Origin of the sequence: Xanthomonas hortorum pv. cynarae, from assembly GCF_002939985.1 — a bacterium.
In the GTDB taxonomy this organism is placed as follows: domain Bacteria; phylum Pseudomonadota; class Gammaproteobacteria; order Xanthomonadales; family Xanthomonadaceae; genus Xanthomonas; species Xanthomonas hortorum_D.
On sequence record NZ_MDFM01000003.1, the window covers coordinates 140,569 to 156,493 of the forward strand.

Consider the following 15,925-nt stretch of genomic DNA (forward strand, 5'->3'; position numbering starts at 1 on the left):
CCGACCATCTCGACTGGTCCTTGCCCGCCCCACCGTCGCGGGACCTTACGCGGCATGGATGCCGCGTAAGAGCCTACAGGGACGTACTTGCGGCGTGTCCCGCGATGGTGGGCGGGCAAGGGCCCTGCAGCCAATCAACAGATCAGCCGCTCTACAACCGATCTATCCGCGCTGACCAGCCACTTCAAGACAATCGACAGCAGTGCCGCCTTATCGCGCAGTACCGTTCGCGGCACGCAGCGCAGCGATGCGTTCGGTCAGCGGCGGATGGCTCAGGAACAGACGACGCAAGCCGTCGCCTACACCGCCGGAGATCCCGAACGCCTGCACCTGCGAGGGCAAGGTGTTCTGGCCGTGATTGAGCGACAAGCGCTCCAGCGCGGCGATCATCTTGCTGCGCCCTGCCAGCTGCGCACCACCGGCATCGGCACGAAACTCGCGACGGCGCGAAAACCACATTGCGATCATGGTCGCGAACAAACCGAATACCATCTCCAGCGCGAACACGATGATGTAATACGCAAAACCGCGGCCACCTTCGCGATTGCTGGAGATGGCGCCGTCGATGACACCGCCGACCACACGCGCCAGCACGATCACGAAGGTATTGAGCACGCCTTGCAGCAGCGCCATGGTGACCATATCGCCGTTGGCGACGTGCGCGATTTCATGGCCCAACACCGCTTCGGCCTCGTCCTGGCTCATGTTCTGCAGCAAGCCGGTGGACACCGCCACCAAGGCATTGTTGCGATTGGCGCCAGTGGCGAAGGCGTTGATCTCCGGGCCGTCGTAGACCGCCACCTCCGGCATGCCGATGCCGGCCGCCTGCGCCTGGCGACGCACGGTCTCCAGCAGCCAGCGCTCGGTCGGCGTGCGCGGCTCGGTGATGACATGGGCGCCGGTGCTGCGCTTGGCCATGAACTTGGACAGCAGCAAAGAAACGAGCGACCCACCAAAACCGAACACGGCCGCCATCACCAACAAGCCGCTCATCTGCGCGGGATTGACGCCCAGCACGGACATGACGATGCCGGCCAGCATCAGCACCGCAAAATTGGTCAGCAGAAACAGGAAAATGCGGTTGAACATGGCGCGATGACTCCACACATGCGGGAATGAACTGCTGCGGATTTGCGGCCGCCAGCGCTTGAAATCAAGCAAGCATCTGACCGAAGATTCAGCTGCCCATGTCATCACCCAGCTACCGCGGCCGCTTTGCGCCCTCCCCCACCGGCCCCCTGCACTTCGGCTCCCTGCTGGCGGCCTTCGGCAGCTGGCTACTCGCGCGGCATGCCGGCGGTGAGTGGTGCGTGCGCATCGAAGACATCGACCCGCCGCGTGCCGAGCCCGGCGCCACCCAACGCCAGTTGCGCACGTTGGCGGCATTCGGGCTGAGCTCGGACATCCCGGTGATATATCAATCCGATCGCGACGCGCAGTACGCCGCGGCTCTGACCACGTTGCTGGAGCCCGGGCTGGCCTTCGAATGCAGCTGCAGCCGCGCCGACCTCGCAGGCATGGGCGGCATCCACCATGCCTGTGTAGCGCCGCTGGGTACCCGCCGCGCGGTGCGCCTGCGGGTGCCGCCGCAGGCGCCGGTCGGCTTCGACGACGCACTGCAGGGCCACGTGATGCAGGACGTATATGCCGAGGTGGGCGATGTGGTGCTGCGCCGCGCCGATGGCTACTGGGCCTACCAGCTGGCGGTGGTGGTGGACGATGCCGCGCAAATCATCACCGATGTGGTGCGTGGCGCGGACCTACTCGACTCCACCCCGCGCCAGCTGCTGCTGCAGCGCGCCCTGGGCCTGCCGCAGCCGCGCTATCTGCATCTACCGCTGATCCTGGATGGCGACGGCCGCAAGCTATCCAAGTCGCATGACGCACCCGCACTGGACGATGCCGACCCGCTGCCGGCCCTGCACGCCGCCTGGGCCGCACTAGGACAGAACGCGGCAGCACTGCCGCGGCATGCTGCAGTCGACACACTGCTGCAACATGCCGTGCAGCATTTTTCGCCTCAACTGCTGCCCCGCCACCACATCCGAACGTGACCGAACGCGCATCACAGCGCCTGCGTGACTAGAATTGCGACCCAGCACCGGCAACCGGGCGCGGCGCCAGTGTCCGCGTCCCACTCGCCTACCATCTGTTCATTGGAGTCGTCATGACATCTCGCGTCGCATTGATCACCGGCGGCACCGGCGGCATTGGCACCGCCATCTGCAAGCGCCTGGCCGACCAGGGGCACCGGGTCGCCAGCAATTTCCGCAATGCCGAAAAAGCCCGCGCATGGCAGCAGCGCATGCAGGCGCAGGGCTACGAGTTCGCCCTGTTTCGCGGCGATGTGGCCTCCTCCGAACATGCGCGCGCCTTGGTCGAGGAAGTGGAAACCTCACTCGGGCCGATCGAAATACTGGTCAACAACGCCGGCATCACCCGCGATACCACCTTCCACCGCATGACCGCCGAGCAGTGGCATGAGGTCATCAATACCAACCTCAATTCGGTCTTCAACGTCACCCGCCCGGTGATCGAGGGCATGCGCAAGCGCGGCTGGGGGCGGGTGATCCAGATCAGCTCCATCAACGGATTGAAGGGCCAGTACGGGCAGGCCAACTACGCCGCCGCCAAGGCCGGCATGCACGGCTTCACCATCTCGCTGGCGCGCGAAAACGCGGCATTCGGGGTGACCGTCAACACCGTCTCGCCAGGCTACGTGGCCACCGACATGGTGATGGCGGTGCCGGAAGAGGTGCGCGCCAAGATCGTTGCCGACATCCCCACGGGGAGGCTGGGTCGCCCGGAAGAGATCGCCTATGCGGTGGCATTCCTGGTCGCAGAAGAGGCCGCCTGGATCACCGGATCCAACCTGGATATCAACGGCGGCCATCACATGGGCTGGTAGCGTTTGCTGCACCTTCGCGCTGCAGCATGAAATTTCCTTAGAAATCATGCTGCGCAGCATTTTTTTGGTGTCTGCTTAAGAAAATAAGGCCTTTTGCTGTTGCAAGCGCTGTTGCGGTGCGCCATCCTGCGCGCACTATCGTTGTGAGTGAACGTTCCATGGCCGGACTTCGCATCATCAAGAAGTATCCCAATCGCCGTCTTTACGACACGGAAATTTCCAGCTACATCACCATAGAGGATGTGCGTCAGCTCATCATCGACGGCGAAGAATTCGAAGTACGCGACGCCAAGAGTGGCGAAGACCTCAGTCGCGCCGTATTGCTGCAGATCATTGCCGACCGCGAACAGGACGGCGAGCCGATGCTCTCCACCCAGTTGCTGAGTCAGATCATCCGTTTCTACGGCGACTCGCTGCAGGGCTTCATGGGCAACTACCTGGAGCGCAGCATGCAGGTGTTTCTGGATCAGCAGCAGCAGTTCCGCCAGCAGATGGGCAACCTGCTTGGGCAGACCCCGTGGGCAATGATGAATCAGCTGACCGAGCGCAACCTGGAGTTGTGGCAGGAATTCCAGCGCAATTTCGGAGCCGGCTTCGGTCGTCCAGGTGGCCCTGGCATGCCGCCGACACCACCGGGCTCCACGGGTGTGGGCAGCGGCCCGATGGGGACCGGCACGCACAAGGGAACCGGTACACACGGCACGTCCAGCAACACGGGCACCACCGGCAAGGCCCGCAATCGCGGCTGAAAGACGACTGCTGCGCGGGCGCGTGACACGCTGCCGGCGCAGCCAGATCAGCGGCCGGCCTGCTCCGTGCAGGCCGAGCAGATCCGCTCCACGTGGTAGCCACGTGCACGCAGACGCTCTACCACGCCGTCGCTACCCAGCAGATGCAGCGTACCGACCACCACCAGCGTGGTTCCGCTGCCTTTACCTAGCCGTTGCTCCAGGAGCGGCACCCAACGCGCATTGCGCTCGACGTTGATGTCCTGATACAGCGCCGGGTATTGCCGACGCATGTCTTCGGCCATTTGCGTGGATAGCGTATGCACATCGCCATTGCGCCAGGCCGTGTGCAGCTGACGCACCTGATCGGTGGCCTCCGCCTCGTCCAGCGACTCTTCCAGCAACTGATGCTGCTCGGTGGGCGACATGCCATCGAGCATGGCGATCTGTTGTTCGGCCCGCTCCAGGCCATCGGCCGGTTTGCCCTTGGCCTGCGCCTGCTCCATCAGGTAATGATCCAGACCGGCGTTCGGGTCCATGCCTTGCCGGCTCATCTCGGCCAGGCTGATCGTCAAGGCGACAAACCAGGGCTCGAGTGGCTGCAGGGTGTCGAGCGACATGCCGTATTTGCGCGCGTAGGCGCTCAAGGCCTGCCAAGTTTTTGCATCGAGCGCGTCCTGCAACCGGCGCCCGTCGCTGCGCCTTGCCGCCTGCAGCATGCGGCCGGCCAGCTCCGGCGATTGCGCATCCGATGGCGGTAGTTCGAACACCAGCCGGTCGGCCTTGGCGAAGGCCTGCATGACGTCCGGCGACAGCGGGTAATCGCCGGGCTTGAGCACATGGAACGAGCCCAGCAGATACAACGTGCCGCCCTTGCCATCGACCTTCCACAACAACGGCACTGGTGGTCCGGCCGCAGCCTCGCCGCCGGCACGCGCCCAGGTCGGTGCCACCGCCCCGCTCCACAGCGCCACGCAGATCAGTCCGCTGCTGCACCATGTTGCAAGTCGGGTTCGCGCGCTTGTCTTTACCACGTCGATTTTCTCCACGTCAGTGCGGCACCTTGTAAGCCTTCTCGCCCGCCGATACGGCCAGGTCGATACGGTTCTCCGGTGGCGGCAACAGACAGGTCGCGAACGGCGTAAACGCGCACGGCGGGGTGTAGGCGCGATTGAAGTCGATCACCACATGCCCGGAGGCATCGGCGACATCCAGATCCAGAAAGCGCCCGGCCGGGTAGCTCCCATGCCCGCTGGGACGGTCGGCGAACACCACGAACATCGGCCGCCCCGGTTCGCCGATGGTTTCCAGCCGATAGGGCTTGCCGTCGCGCTCGAATTCGACTGCCCCGGCGTTCGGCTGCTCGCTGCTGATGCCGACGATATCCACCATCGGGATGGTCTTGCCGACATCGTTGGGCACGTAGCGTCCGCTGATACGCCAGGACGGATCGACTGGCCAGTATTCCAAACCGGCAAAGCCGGTGCGCGATGGTGCATCGGCATGCTTGACCCGCAGCGCATTGCGGTCGCCGCGACGGATCAGGCTCAACACGCCCTTGCCGTCATCGAAATGGATCAAGGTCGGCTGTGGGTCGTCATCGGAGTGGAAGCGGATCCTGCCGGTCAGCGGTTTGCCATCGACGGTCAGCGCTACGCCGCGCTCGGGCACGAACCAGACCGTGTTGGCCTCGGAGGACACCATGCCCATCTTGGGCGGCCCGACCGCCAGCTTGATGCCGCTGTCGGCACTGCTGCCGATGTAGTGCGCTTTCAGCGATAGCCAGTGCAGGCCGACCAGACTGGTCCAGCCGTCTGGCGCACGCAGCTCTGCCAGGCGGGCTTCGCGCCAGGCGGCGTTGTCGGTCAGGAATGTCTTGTCCAGGGCGACGGGCGCCGCCGGCGGCGGTGCGTCTCGCCCGCACCCGGCCAGCGTCATGAACACCAGCATGCCGAGCAGCCAGCGTTTCCCCTTGTGCAACCCAGCCATCAACGCCCCCTGAGAAACCAACGATCAATTTCGCCCAGCGTAAACCGTGCCCAGGTCGGTCGGCCATGGTTGCATTGGCCGGAGCGCTCGGTGGCTTCCATATCGCGCAGCAGCGCGTTCATTTCGGGGACGCTGAGGCGTCGATTCGCGCGCACTGCACCGTGACAGGCCATGGTCGACAGCAGCTCGTCGCGCGCAGTGGCGATGCGGCGGCTCTGACCGTGTTCGCGCAGGTCGCCGAGCACATCGCGCAGCAGCGCTTCCGGTTCGGCATTGGCCAGCAGCGCGGGAATGCTGCGCACATGCAGCGATTGCGGGCCGGCGCGGGTGATCTCGAAGCCCAGGCTGGCCAGCGTATCGGCTTCGCGCTCGGCGGTGTCGGCTTCGCGCTCGCCTACTGCCAGCGTCATCGGCACCAGCAGCGGCTGCGCGTGCAGACCGATGCTGTCGTGCGCGTTCTTGAGCCGTTCGTAACCGATGCGTTCGTGCGCGGCGTGCATATCCACCACGATCAAGCCCTCGGCGTTTTCGGCAAGGATGTAGATGCCGTGCAATTGCGCAACCGCATAGCCGAGCGGCGGAACACCGCTGTCGTGCGAAGTCGCCGGCAAGCCGGTGCCGGAGAAGGTTTGCATGGCCGCGGACTGCTGCTGTGCGCTGCCCGATGGCGGCGCGTACAGCGCGCTGTACGCGGCGCGCGCTTCATCCACGCGCAGGCCCAAGGGTGTTTGCGATGGCGTCCAGTTGCCGTAGCCGGTGCCGCCACCACTGCCGGTTGCGCCACCGTAGTTCGGAGTGTTGGCCATCCCACTCGGTGCAGCACCTGTATCGCTGGTGCCTTCCGTGCCGATGCTATTTGGCATCGCGCCGGCACGCGTGTGCGCCAGCGCATCCTGCAAGGTGCGATACACAAAATCGTGGATCAGCCGCGCCTCGCGGAAGCGCACCTCATGCTTGGCCGGGTGCACGTTGACGTCCACGCGCGCCGGGTCCAGTTCCAGAAACAACACATACGCCGGCTGGCGGCCATGGAACAGCACATCGCCATAGGCCATCTTCACCGCATGCGCCACGCTGCGATCGCGCACCGAACGGCCGTTGACGTAGAGATATTGCTGGTCGGTACTGGCGCGGGAGTAATGCGGTTGCGCGACCCAACCATGCAGCCGCAGACCGGCGCCGCTGTGATCCACGCGCAAGGCCTGCCGGGTGAAATCCTCGCCCAGCGTTTCGCCAAGACGCGCATCCGAATACAGATCGCCCGGCTTGTAGCGGCGCGAGGGTTTGCCGTTATGCGCCACGCGCAATTCCACATCCGGCCGCGCCAGTGCCAACGAGCGCAGCCACTCTTCGATATGCCCGAGCTCGGTACGCTCGGCGCGCAGGAACTTGCGCCGCGCGGGGACGTTGTAGAACAGCTCGCGCACTTCCACCGTAGTGCCCGGCGCATGCGCACGCGGCGTCACTTCGCCCAGGCGGCCGCCTTCGATTTCCAACGCGGAGCCATGTTCGGCATCGTGGCGGCGCGAGACCAGGGTGAAGCGGCTGACCGAGGCGATCGACGGCAGGGCTTCACCGCGAAAACCGAGCGTGGCTACGGTTTCCAGATCGTCCAGCGAGGCGATCTTGCTGGTGGCATGCCGCGACACCGCCAACGGCAGTTCGTCCGGCGGGATGCCGCCGCCGTTGTCGCGGATACGGATCAGGCGCACGCCGCCTTCTTCGAGCTCGATATCCACGCGGGTGGCGCCGGCATCGAGCGCATTTTCGACCAGCTCCTTGACCACCGATGCAGGCCGCTCGACCACTTCGCCGGCGGCAATCTGGTTGATCAGGATGTCGGGCAGCTGACGAATCGCCATCAGCGCAGGCACTCGCGCTGGTCGCAAACTGGGAAGCGCATCGAGGGTGTAGCAAGCAAGACAGACGTCGGCACGGCAATCCGGCGGCGCGCAGGCGCCGTCATCAAGGAATCAGTGCGCAATGATAGCCGAGCGGGTCAGCGACTACCGCCGGCCACGGTGCCGGCGCTTGCATCGGCTTCGGCCTGCGCACGCGCGGCGAACAGCGTGCCCGGTGGCGGCTGGCGGGTGAAGAAGGTATCGATGCCATCCAGCACGGCCGAGGCGATCTTGCGCTGGTAGGCCGGATCGATCAGGCGACGCTCTTCATCCGGATTGGAAATGAAGGCGGTTTCCACCAGCATCGCCGGCATGTCCGAGGTCCGCAGTACCGCGAAGTTGGCGCGTTCCAGAAACGGCTTGTGGTTGTTGCCGATCCGCTTGAGCCCGCCCAGCACATGGGCGGCAGCATCTTCGGAAGCCTTCATGTGGCCGCTTTGCGCCAGATCCAGCAACACGTTGGCAAGCGTGCTTTCGGTTTGCTGCAGGCGCACGCCACCGACCAGGTCGGCAGCATTTTCCTTGTCGGCCAACCAGCGCGCGCGCTGCGAGGAGGCACCCTTGGTCGACAGCACGTAGACCGATGAGCCGGTTGCACTGCGATTTTCTGCGGCATCGGCGTGGATCGAGATGAAGATGTCGGCCTTGGCGGCACGGGCTTTTTGCGCGCGCATCGGCAGCGGAATGAACACGTCGGTGTCGCGCGTCATGTACGCCTTCATGCCGGGCGTGGCGTTGATCTGGCGCGCCAGTTCGCGGCCGACCGCCAGGGTGACGTCTTTTTCGCGCTTGCCGGTCGGGCCCATCGCACCCGGGTCCTGGCCACCGTGGCCGGGATCGATTGCCACGATCAACGGGCGCATGCCCGGCGCCATCTTGATCCGCGAGGCTTCGCTGGGAAGTACCGGGCGCGGCGGGATATCGTCGCTGTCTGTGCCCGCAACCACGCCTGACGCCGCGTTCGGCATGGCTGCCGCGGTGTTGCCGGGTGCAACGCCCATCGGCGCAGTGGCACCGTTCAAGATCGCAGCGGGCGATGCGCTACCGCCAGTCATCGGCACGCCTGTGGGTGCATTGGCAGTGGTGACCGTGACGCGATTGGGCGTATTGCTGCCGGCGCTTGCCGGCATAGCCGTACTGGTCGTCACCGCGCTCGTGGCAACGCCGGGACGCGGCGTCGGCACGCCAGTGGCGACCGTTGTCGGAACGGGTGCCGTTGTGACGGTAGGCATGGCCGATGCAGGCACGTACGGTGCTGGTGCTGGTGCTGGTGCCTGCGGCGGTGGCGCGGATGAGGCGCGCTGCGCAGATGCAGCCAAGGCTGCAGTCGCACGCGCTGCCTCGGCCTGTGCATTCACCGGCTGCGCAGTGACCGGGCGCGGCGCCGGCATTGCCGTAGGCGCTGCCGTCGTGGTGGCGGCCGTGGACGCAACCGGCGTCGGATCGCCCGGCCACTCGATCACCAAGGTCGAGGCACTGCCCAGCGTCTGCATCTGCGGCTTCAGCGGCGTAACCGGCGTTGCCAGCTCGAACACCACCCGGAACGTCCCCGGCACCGGCTGGCCAGTGCGCACCGAAGTCACCAGACCGGCAGCGCCAGGCAGCTTGAGACCGCGCACGCCCGCAGAATCGGGGAAATCCACCACTAACCGATTGGGGTTGGCCAACGACAGCGTCTTGAAGCCGCCGCTGCCGGCAAGCTGAATCTCGGCGCGCGTGCCGGTTGCACCGGTGCTGACACCAACGCTCTTGATTTCGCCGGCCCACGCAGCAAAAACCGCCAGGCTCAGGCTGGCGGTCAGGGCGGAAACACAGAACTGGCGGATCCCCGGTGTCATGGGGCTGGATTCAATCACCCAATAGTGTCAATTGCAAGGTGATTTCCCTTAATAATCCACAACCTGGCGTTCATTGTTCTTGTGAGCCGACAGAAAGCGCCTGCAACTCAGGGTGCTGTGCCAGACGTGCCAGCCAGCCGCGTCCGGTTTCGCTACGGCCCAGCAGCGTGACGCTGCGACCCTCGCCTTCAACGGCCAGTTCCACGTCCAGATCCACCGGCGGCAGTGCGCCTGCGCCACGTTCCGGCCATTCGACCAGCCACAGGCTCGCGCTGCCCTCGTCGAGCCCGAGAAAGTCCAATTCGCCGGCATGCCCGATACGGTACAGATCCAGATGCCAGGCCTCATCACCAGTGCTGAGCGGATAGCGCTCGACCAAGGTGTAGGTGGGACTGCGGATCGGCCCGGTAACGCCGAGTGCGCGCAACAGCGCGCGCGCCAGGGTGGATTTGCCGGCGCCGAGATCGCCATGTAGCTGCACCATCGCAGTCGTGGGGCGCACTGCGGCCAGGGCCTGACCCAGGGTTTCGGTGGCCTGCGCATCGACCAGTTGTGCGGTGAGTTGGCTCATGCAATGGCTCCGGCGTTGGCGAGGCGGCGCAGTTCGGGTAACAAATCCGTTGGCAGCAGGCCGCGCTCGCCATCGCGCGCGGCTGCGTCGCCAGCGCAGGCATGCAACAAGGCGCCCAGGCTGGCGGCATCGAACGGCGACCAACCCTGCGCCAGCAAGGCGGCGATCACGCCGGTCAGCAGATCGCCCATGCCGCCCACCGCCATGCCCGGATTGCCCGCGTCGATGATGCGGGGCACGGCATGCGGCGCCGCGATCACGCTGCCGGCGCCTTTCAGCACCACAACCGCGTCGAAGCGCTTGGCCAAGGCGTCTGCGGCGGCCAGACGGTCGCGCTGGACGTGTGCGGTGGACAGGCCAAGCAAACGGCCGGCCTCGCCGGGATGCGGGGTCAACACACGTGGCCCGCGGCTCGGCACTGCGTTGGCAGCCAGCAGATTCAGGCCGTCGGCATCGATGACGACCGCAGCATCCGAGGCCAGCACCGCATGCCACAACGCCTGCGCCCAGGCGTCCTGACCCAGGCCCGGCCCCAGTGCGACCACGTCGGCCGCATCGGCCAGTGCGGCGATCTCGTCATCGGCCTGCACCGCGCGCACCATCGCTTCCGGGCAGCGCGCCAGCAGTGGCGCAACGTGCTCGGCGCGGGTGGCGACCTGCACCAACCCTGCCCCGCTGCGCAAGGCCGCTTCGGCCGTCAGCATGATCGCGCCGCCGCTGCCAAGATTGCCGCCAACACAAAGCACCCGCCCGGATTCGCCCTTGTGCGTATTGCGTCGGCGCGGCCGCAACTGCGCGGCCAAGGCGTCGATATCCCAACTATGCGCAGCCGGCGCCAATCCATCGAACGCGGCATCCGGCACCTCAAGCGAGGCAATCGCGCACTCGCCGGCATGCTCCAGCGCATCGCCGGTGTACAGCCCGATATGCGGCACGATGAACTGCAAGGTGACCTCTGCGCGCACCGCCGCATCGAAGGCCACGCCGTGATCGGCATCGATGCCGCTGGGCACATCCAGCGCGAACACCGGCACGCCGGCTGCGTTGATGGCCTCGATCAATGACGCGGTGTCAGCATCCGGCGCACGGTTGAGGCCGATGCCGAACAGCGCATCGACGATCACATCGGCCTGCGCCAGCGGAGACGGAAACAATGCGATCGCGCCACCAACGCCCAGGTAATCGGTGCAGGCCCGCTGTGCCAGCGCCGAGGCCGGGCCGTGCCCTGGAAGATGCACCACCCGCACATCACGCCCGGCCCGCTGCGCCAGGCGCGCCAGTACATAGCCATCGCCACCGTTGTTGCCGGTGCCGCACACCACCACGATGCGGCGCGCTTGCGGCCAGCGCTCCAGCAGGTACTGCCAGGCGGCCTGCCCGGCGCGTTGCATCAACAAATAGCCATCGCCACCGAGCAGCGCGGTGGCCTGCGCATCCAACCTGCGCGCGGCGGTGGTGTCGTAAAGATCGAGCGGTACGTACATGCCGGGAATTCTATACTTGTCGCCATGTCTGCCGTCCTCGCCCGCCCCGACCCCACCGACGCTGCCGCGCGCATCCGTGCGCTTGCGCGCGAGGCCGGCTTTCAACGTTGCGGCATCACCGGCATCGAACTGGGCGAAGACGAGGTACATCTGCGCAGCTGGCTGGAAGAAGGCCTGTACGGGACCATGCACTGGATGGCCCAGCACGGCGACAAGCGTTCGCGCCCGCAGGAACTGGTGCCCGGCACCTTGCGCGTGTTGTCGGTGGGCATGGACTACGGCCGCAAGGACGACACCGAAGCCTGGAACACCTTGCACGACGGCCGCCGCGCCTATGTGGCGCGATATGCGCTGGGGCGCGATTACCACAAGCTGATGCGCAACCGGCTGCAGAAACTGGCCGAGCGCATCCAGGGCGAAGTCGGCGCGTTCGGCTATCGCGTATTCGTCGATTCCGCACCGGTGCTGGAGCGCGCATTGGCGCGCAACGCCGGGCTGGGCTGGATCGGCAAACACACCTGCCTGATCGATCGCAATGGCGGTTCATGGTTTTTTCTGGGCGAGATCTACCTCGATCTGCCGCTGCCCATCGATACCCCGGCCACTGCGCATTGCGGCACCTGCACGCGCTGCATCGACATCTGCCCGACCCAGGCCATTATCGCCCCACACCGGCTGGATGCGCGCCGCTGCATTGCCTATCTCACCATCGAACACGACGGCGCCATTCCTGAGGAAATGCGCAAGCCGATCGGCAACCGCATCTTCGGCTGCGACGACTGCCAGCTGATCTGTCCGTGGAACAAGTTCGCCCAACGCACCGACGAAGCCGATTTTCGTGCCCGCAACGACCTGGATGTGGCGACGCTGCCGCAGCTGTTTGCATGGGACACGGACGAGTTCCTGCGCCGTACCGAGGGCAGCCCGATCCGCCGCAGCGGCCACGAACGCTGGCTGCGCAATATCGCAGTGGGGCTGGGTAATGCGCCTGGCACGCCGGAGGTGTTGGCGGCACTGGAAGCCCGTCGCAACGACGATTCGGAACTGGTACGCGAACACGTGGGTTGGGCGCTGGCGCAACACGGCCTGTGAGCGTCCGCGAGATGCACTCACGCATGCGCATCGCCGCTGCGGGATAATGCCGCGATGGCCGACCGCAACGAACAGATCCTCACCCCCAGCCAACTCAACACCCTGGCGCGCGACCTGCTGGAAGGCAGCTTCCCGCTGGTCTGGGTGGAAGCAGAGCTGAGCAGCGTCACGCGCCCGTCTTCGGGCCATCTGTATTTCACGCTCAAGGACGCACGTGCGCAGATCCGGTGCGCGATGTTCAAGCCCAAGAGCACCTGGCTGAAGTTCCAGCCGCGCGAAGGCCTGCGCGTGCTCGCACGCGGACGTCTCACCCTGTACGAGGCACGCGGCGACTACCAGCTGGTGCTGGACCACATGGAAGAAGCCGGCGAAGGCGCCTTGCGCCGCGCCTTCGACGAGCTGCGCGCACGCCTGGCCGCCGAAGGCCTGTTCGATGCCGAGCGCAAGCAGCCGTTGCCGGCGCATGTGCGGCGCCTGGCGGTGATCACCTCGCCCAGCGGTGCGGCGGTGCGCGATGTGCTCAGCGTGTTGGCGCGCCGCTTTCCGCTGCTGGAAGTGGACCTACTGCCCTCGCTGGTGCAAGGCGACAGCGCCGCCGCGCAGATCACCTCGCTGCTGCAGCGCGCAGACGCCTCCGGGCGCTACGACGTCATTTTGATCACCCGCGGCGGCGGCTCACTGGAAGATCTGTGGGCGTTCAACGACGAGCGCCTGGCCCGCGCAATTGCCGCCGCGCAGACACCGGTGGTGTCGGCGGTTGGCCACGAGACCGACTTCAGCCTCAGCGACTTCGTTGCCGATGTGCGTGCGCCTACGCCCTCGGTGGCCGCCGAGTTGCTGGTGCCCGATCAACGCGAGCTGGTCGCCCGCGTGCGGCGTGCACATGCGCGCATGGCTCAGCTGCAACAACACGCGCTGGGCAACGCGATGCAGCGCGCTGACCGGCTTGCATTGCGTCTGCGTGCGCACAGCCCGCAGGCGCGGCTGCAACTGCTTCACCGTCGACAGGAAGATGCCGGCCGCCAGTTGCGTGCACGCATGACCCAGGTACTGGAGCGGCTGCAGGCACGTGTGCAACGTGGGCAGGCACGCCTGCATGCGCACAACCCGCAACGCGATCTGGCCAACTTGCAGCAGCGCCTGCAGGCCTTGCATCCGCAGGCAGCCATGCAGCGACGTTTGCAACACGATCAACTGCGGCTGCGTGGTCTTGCGCGCTCGCTGGAAGCGGTCAGCCCGCTGGCCACCGTGGCGCGCGGCTATGCGATCGTTACCCGCCCCACCGATGGCAGCGTGGTACGCAGCGCTGGCGAGGTGAGTCCCGGCGAGCGCCTGCGTGCGCAGCTGGCCGATGGCAGCATCGAGGTGCGGGTCGAATCCAGCGACGGCTTAAGAGTGGCTAACAAACCCGCTTGAGCGCTGTCTCGACATGTCGATCAGTCGAGGGCGCGGTGCCCTCACCGCTTGCGGGACACGCCGTAAACCCGTCCCTGGGGGCTCGGTGGCGGCATCCATGCCGCCACACGGTCCCGCAATCGGTGAGGACACCGCACCAGACAGTTTGCTGGCTACTTTGTTGAAAGCCATGCACACCGACCATCGAGACTGGTCCTTGCCCGCCCACCGTCGCGGGACCTTACGCGGCATGGATGCCGCGTAAGAGCTTACAAGGACGTACTTGCAGCGTGTCCCGCGATGGTGGGCGGGCAAGGGCCCTGCAACCAACCCCCAGATCAGCGCTCTGCACCCCATGTATCCAAGGTGTTCGATCACTACAGGACAAACAAGACTTCGCGTCGTAGCGTCGTCGAGATGCAATCAAATGCACGGTTCAAAAAGTTCAGCGCATCAAGGGCGCAAGGCCCTCACCGCTCGCGGGACACGCCGTGAATCAGTCCATGAAGAATGCTTGGAGGCATCCATGCCACCAAGGGTCCCGCAAGCGGTGAGGGCATCGCACCTGGCAACTCGATCGTGTGCTGTTCTGTTAGTCGCGTCGCCCCTCAACCACGGCTGGGCGTGGACGTCTGCACCGCATGCTGCCAACCTTGCAGCAACACGCCGGCCAGCACCGCAGGATCGTGATCGAAGTGATGGCCACCCGGGCGCGCAACCACCTCGACACCGCGTGCGCGTAACTCAGGGCACAGCGTGTCCTTTTCCTGATCGCCGTAGATGCATTGCAGGCGATGCGCGTCCAGCGACTGGATCGCCGGTTCCACATCGCGCTCGGCATCGTTGTGCCACCCAAGCCAGCCGCCGACGCGCACCTTGAAATCGGCCTGGTGACCAAGACCGAGCAAGCTGACGAATTGCACCGAGGCACGCTGCTGCGGCGACAGTTCGGGATAGGCAAACGGCAGCACATCGGCACCGAACGAGTAGCCCACCAAGGCGACGTGCTGGATATGCCAGCGCTGCCGATACGTGGCGATCACCCGATCCAGATCCGCCCCGACCTGCTGCGGCGTGCGGCTGCCCCAGAAGTAGCGCAGGCTGTTCCAGCCCACCACCGACACGCCCTGCTGCTGCAACTGCGCGGCGATGCCTTTGTCCAGTTCGCGCCAGCCACCATCGCCGGACAGCATCACCACCAAGCGGTCGCTGCCGGGCGCATGCAGTTCCACCAACGGCAGATCGCCCACCCCTTGCGCCTGCGCTGCCTGGAAATGGCCAAGGGTGGCGGCGGCAATCTGCATCGGGTTGGCGTCGTCGACCAGATCATCGAGGAAGCCCTGATTCGCATCGGGCACATCGCGTGCGCAGGCCAGGCCGACATCGCTGGTGCCGCCATCGGCGACAACCGCGCCCCCCAGTACGTCCGGCGCGGCCGAGGCCAGCGCCTGGCGTGCCAGCACCGCACCATCGCCCTGCCCCACCAGCACCGGCGGCAGGAACGCATCCACGTGCTCGGCGCGCAGCAACTTCTTGCCCAGCCGCTCGGCATCGTCGGCCAGCGAGCTACAGGCGGCGCGGTGAGACCGCACACGTTCGCGGTAGCTGGCGGTGTCGATTACCGCGACCAACGCGCCGTCGTTGCTCAACATCTCGGCAAGCCGCTGGCCGTCCTGGGCATGGCCGCTGTCGGGCAACAGCACCACCATCGCCTTGGGCGTGCCCTCGGGGCGCACCACTTCGACCGAGCCGTAATGCCCGGCAGTATTTCCATCCTGCAGATGCCGCGCTACTGCGTAGCCGCTGCCACCGATCAGCAGCACTGCGATCAGCCAACGAAACAAACGGATTTCCCAGCTCATCGCAGCCATCCTTCAGAAGTGCAGGCACTGCAGACCGCAGCGAACCCCCGTGGGTTCCGGAGCGGTTCGGGGGCTGTTCGCTGGGGTTAAGCCTGCACACCGGGTGACCCTTGGTCAGCGGTAAACAACACCGGACCGGCGCTCACCGGGAAGCTGC

General features: G+C 65.9%; 13 protein-coding genes. 5 read left to right on the plus strand and 8 right to left on the minus strand.

Translation table 11 applies throughout. The features are described from left to right. Positions 1-210: 210 nt before the first annotated feature. The gene (gene htpX / locus XcyCFBP4188_RS03345) at positions 211-1,089 is read right to left on the minus strand and encodes a protease HtpX (protein ID WP_006452179.1); all 879 of its coding nucleotides are present in this window, start codon (positions 1,087-1,089) and stop codon (positions 211-213) included. Between the two features lie 98 nt (positions 1,090-1,187). Here htpX and gluQRS point away from each other — a divergent pair, with 98 nt between their 5' ends. The 3 genes from gluQRS (at position 1,188) to phaR (ending at position 3,657) form a co-directional block, all read left to right on the plus strand. Continuing rightward, the gene (gluQRS, locus tag XcyCFBP4188_RS03350; protein WP_104591618.1) at positions 1,188-2,054 is read left to right on the plus strand and encodes a tRNA glutamyl-Q(34) synthetase GluQRS; all 867 of its coding nucleotides are present in this window, start codon (positions 1,188-1,190) and stop codon (positions 2,052-2,054) included. A 113-nt stretch (positions 2,055-2,167) separates the two neighbouring features. After that, positions 2,168-2,908 (plus strand): beta-ketoacyl-ACP reductase, encoded by a 741-nt coding sequence (phbB, locus tag XcyCFBP4188_RS03355; protein ID WP_074057328.1) that lies wholly within the window; start codon positions 2,168-2,170, stop codon positions 2,906-2,908. A 158-nt stretch (positions 2,909-3,066) separates the two neighbouring features. Beyond that, positions 3,067-3,657: a polyhydroxyalkanoate synthesis repressor PhaR gene (gene phaR, locus XcyCFBP4188_RS03360; protein WP_006452176.1), complete on the plus strand. Its 591-nt coding sequence runs from the start codon at positions 3,067-3,069 to the stop codon at positions 3,655-3,657. A gap of 47 nt (positions 3,658-3,704) precedes the next feature. Here the strand turns inward: phaR and XcyCFBP4188_RS03365 are convergent, their stop codons facing one another. The 6 genes from XcyCFBP4188_RS03365 to XcyCFBP4188_RS03390 all read right to left on the minus strand — a co-directional run bounded on the left by XcyCFBP4188_RS03365 (position 3,705) and on the right by XcyCFBP4188_RS03390 (position 11,419). After that, complete coding sequence (locus XcyCFBP4188_RS03365) at positions 3,705-4,676, minus strand: TraB/GumN family protein (RefSeq protein ID WP_043910303.1); 972 nt, start codon at positions 4,674-4,676, stop codon at positions 3,705-3,707. A gap of 10 nt (positions 4,677-4,686) precedes the next feature. Next, a complete protein-coding gene (locus XcyCFBP4188_RS03370; RefSeq protein WP_006452174.1) occupies positions 4,687-5,625 on the minus strand; it encodes a DUF1684 domain-containing protein in 939 nt (312 codons plus the stop codon). Beyond that, the gene (gene mutL, locus XcyCFBP4188_RS03375) at positions 5,625-7,487 is read right to left on the minus strand and encodes a DNA mismatch repair endonuclease MutL (RefSeq protein WP_006452173.1); all 1,863 of its coding nucleotides are present in this window, start codon (positions 7,485-7,487) and stop codon (positions 5,625-5,627) included. The genes XcyCFBP4188_RS03370 and mutL overlap by 1 nt, the downstream gene beginning before the upstream one ends. A gap of 137 nt (positions 7,488-7,624) precedes the next feature. Continuing rightward, the gene (locus XcyCFBP4188_RS03380; protein WP_104591619.1) at positions 7,625-9,364 is read right to left on the minus strand and encodes an N-acetylmuramoyl-L-alanine amidase; all 1,740 of its coding nucleotides are present in this window, start codon (positions 9,362-9,364) and stop codon (positions 7,625-7,627) included. A gap of 70 nt (positions 9,365-9,434) precedes the next feature. Beyond that, the gene (gene tsaE, locus XcyCFBP4188_RS03385; RefSeq protein WP_006452171.1) at positions 9,435-9,935 is read right to left on the minus strand and encodes a tRNA (adenosine(37)-N6)-threonylcarbamoyltransferase complex ATPase subunit type 1 TsaE; all 501 of its coding nucleotides are present in this window, start codon (positions 9,933-9,935) and stop codon (positions 9,435-9,437) included. Further along, positions 9,932-11,419 carry an NAD(P)H-hydrate dehydratase gene (locus XcyCFBP4188_RS03390; RefSeq protein WP_006452170.1) on the minus strand — a complete coding sequence of 496 codons (1,488 nt, stop codon included), beginning with the start codon at positions 11,417-11,419 and terminating at the stop codon, positions 9,932-9,934. Before XcyCFBP4188_RS03390 ends, tsaE begins: the two co-directional genes overlap by 4 nt. 24 nt (positions 11,420-11,443) lie before the next feature. Here XcyCFBP4188_RS03390 and queG point away from each other — a divergent pair, with 24 nt between their 5' ends. Together queG and xseA are read left to right on the plus strand one after the other, a co-directional pair. Then, positions 11,444-12,511: a tRNA epoxyqueuosine(34) reductase QueG gene (queG, locus tag XcyCFBP4188_RS03395; protein ID WP_006452169.1), complete on the plus strand. Its 1,068-nt coding sequence runs from the start codon at positions 11,444-11,446 to the stop codon at positions 12,509-12,511. A 54-nt stretch (positions 12,512-12,565) separates the two neighbouring features. Next, the gene (gene xseA / locus XcyCFBP4188_RS03400; protein ID WP_006452168.1) at positions 12,566-13,927 is read left to right on the plus strand and encodes an exodeoxyribonuclease VII large subunit; all 1,362 of its coding nucleotides are present in this window, start codon (positions 12,566-12,568) and stop codon (positions 13,925-13,927) included. A gap of 587 nt (positions 13,928-14,514) precedes the next feature. On the opposite strand, the gene XcyCFBP4188_RS03405 is transcribed toward xseA, so the two are convergent. Beyond that, a complete protein-coding gene (locus XcyCFBP4188_RS03405) occupies positions 14,515-15,768 on the minus strand; it encodes a virulence factor family protein (protein ID WP_043911378.1) in 1,254 nt (417 codons plus the stop codon). Between the last annotated feature and the right edge of the window lie 157 nt (positions 15,769-15,925).

Excerpts from the sequence above, each read along its gene's own strand:
- htpX (WP_006452179.1), bottom strand. The coding sequence starts at position 1,089 with ATGTTCAACCGCATTTTCCTGTTTCTGCTGACCAATTTTGCGGTGCTG.
- gluQRS (WP_104591618.1), top strand. The coding sequence starts at position 1,188 with ATGTCATCACCCAGCTACCGCGGCCGCTTTGCGCCCTCCCCCACCGGC.
- phbB (WP_074057328.1), top strand. The coding sequence starts at position 2,168 with ATGACATCTCGCGTCGCATTGATCACCGGCGGCACCGGCGGCATTGGC.
- phaR (WP_006452176.1), top strand. The coding sequence starts at position 3,067 with ATGGCCGGACTTCGCATCATCAAGAAGTATCCCAATCGCCGTCTTTAC.
- XcyCFBP4188_RS03370 (WP_006452174.1), bottom strand. The coding sequence starts at position 5,625 with ATGGCTGGGTTGCACAAGGGGAAACGCTGGCTGCTCGGCATGCTGGTG.
- mutL (WP_006452173.1), bottom strand. The coding sequence starts at position 7,487 with ATGGCGATTCGTCAGCTGCCCGACATCCTGATCAACCAGATTGCCGCC.
- XcyCFBP4188_RS03380 (WP_104591619.1), bottom strand. The coding sequence starts at position 9,364 with ATGACACCGGGGATCCGCCAGTTCTGTGTTTCCGCCCTGACCGCCAGC.
- tsaE (WP_006452171.1), bottom strand. The coding sequence starts at position 9,935 with ATGAGCCAACTCACCGCACAACTGGTCGATGCGCAGGCCACCGAAACC.
- XcyCFBP4188_RS03390 (WP_006452170.1), bottom strand. The coding sequence starts at position 11,419 with ATGTACGTACCGCTCGATCTTTACGACACCACCGCCGCGCGCAGGTTG.
- queG (WP_006452169.1), top strand. The coding sequence starts at position 11,444 with ATGTCTGCCGTCCTCGCCCGCCCCGACCCCACCGACGCTGCCGCGCGC.
- xseA (WP_006452168.1), top strand. The coding sequence starts at position 12,566 with ATGGCCGACCGCAACGAACAGATCCTCACCCCCAGCCAACTCAACACC.
- XcyCFBP4188_RS03405 (WP_043911378.1), bottom strand. The coding sequence starts at position 15,768 with ATGAGCTGGGAAATCCGTTTGTTTCGTTGGCTGATCGCAGTGCTGCTG.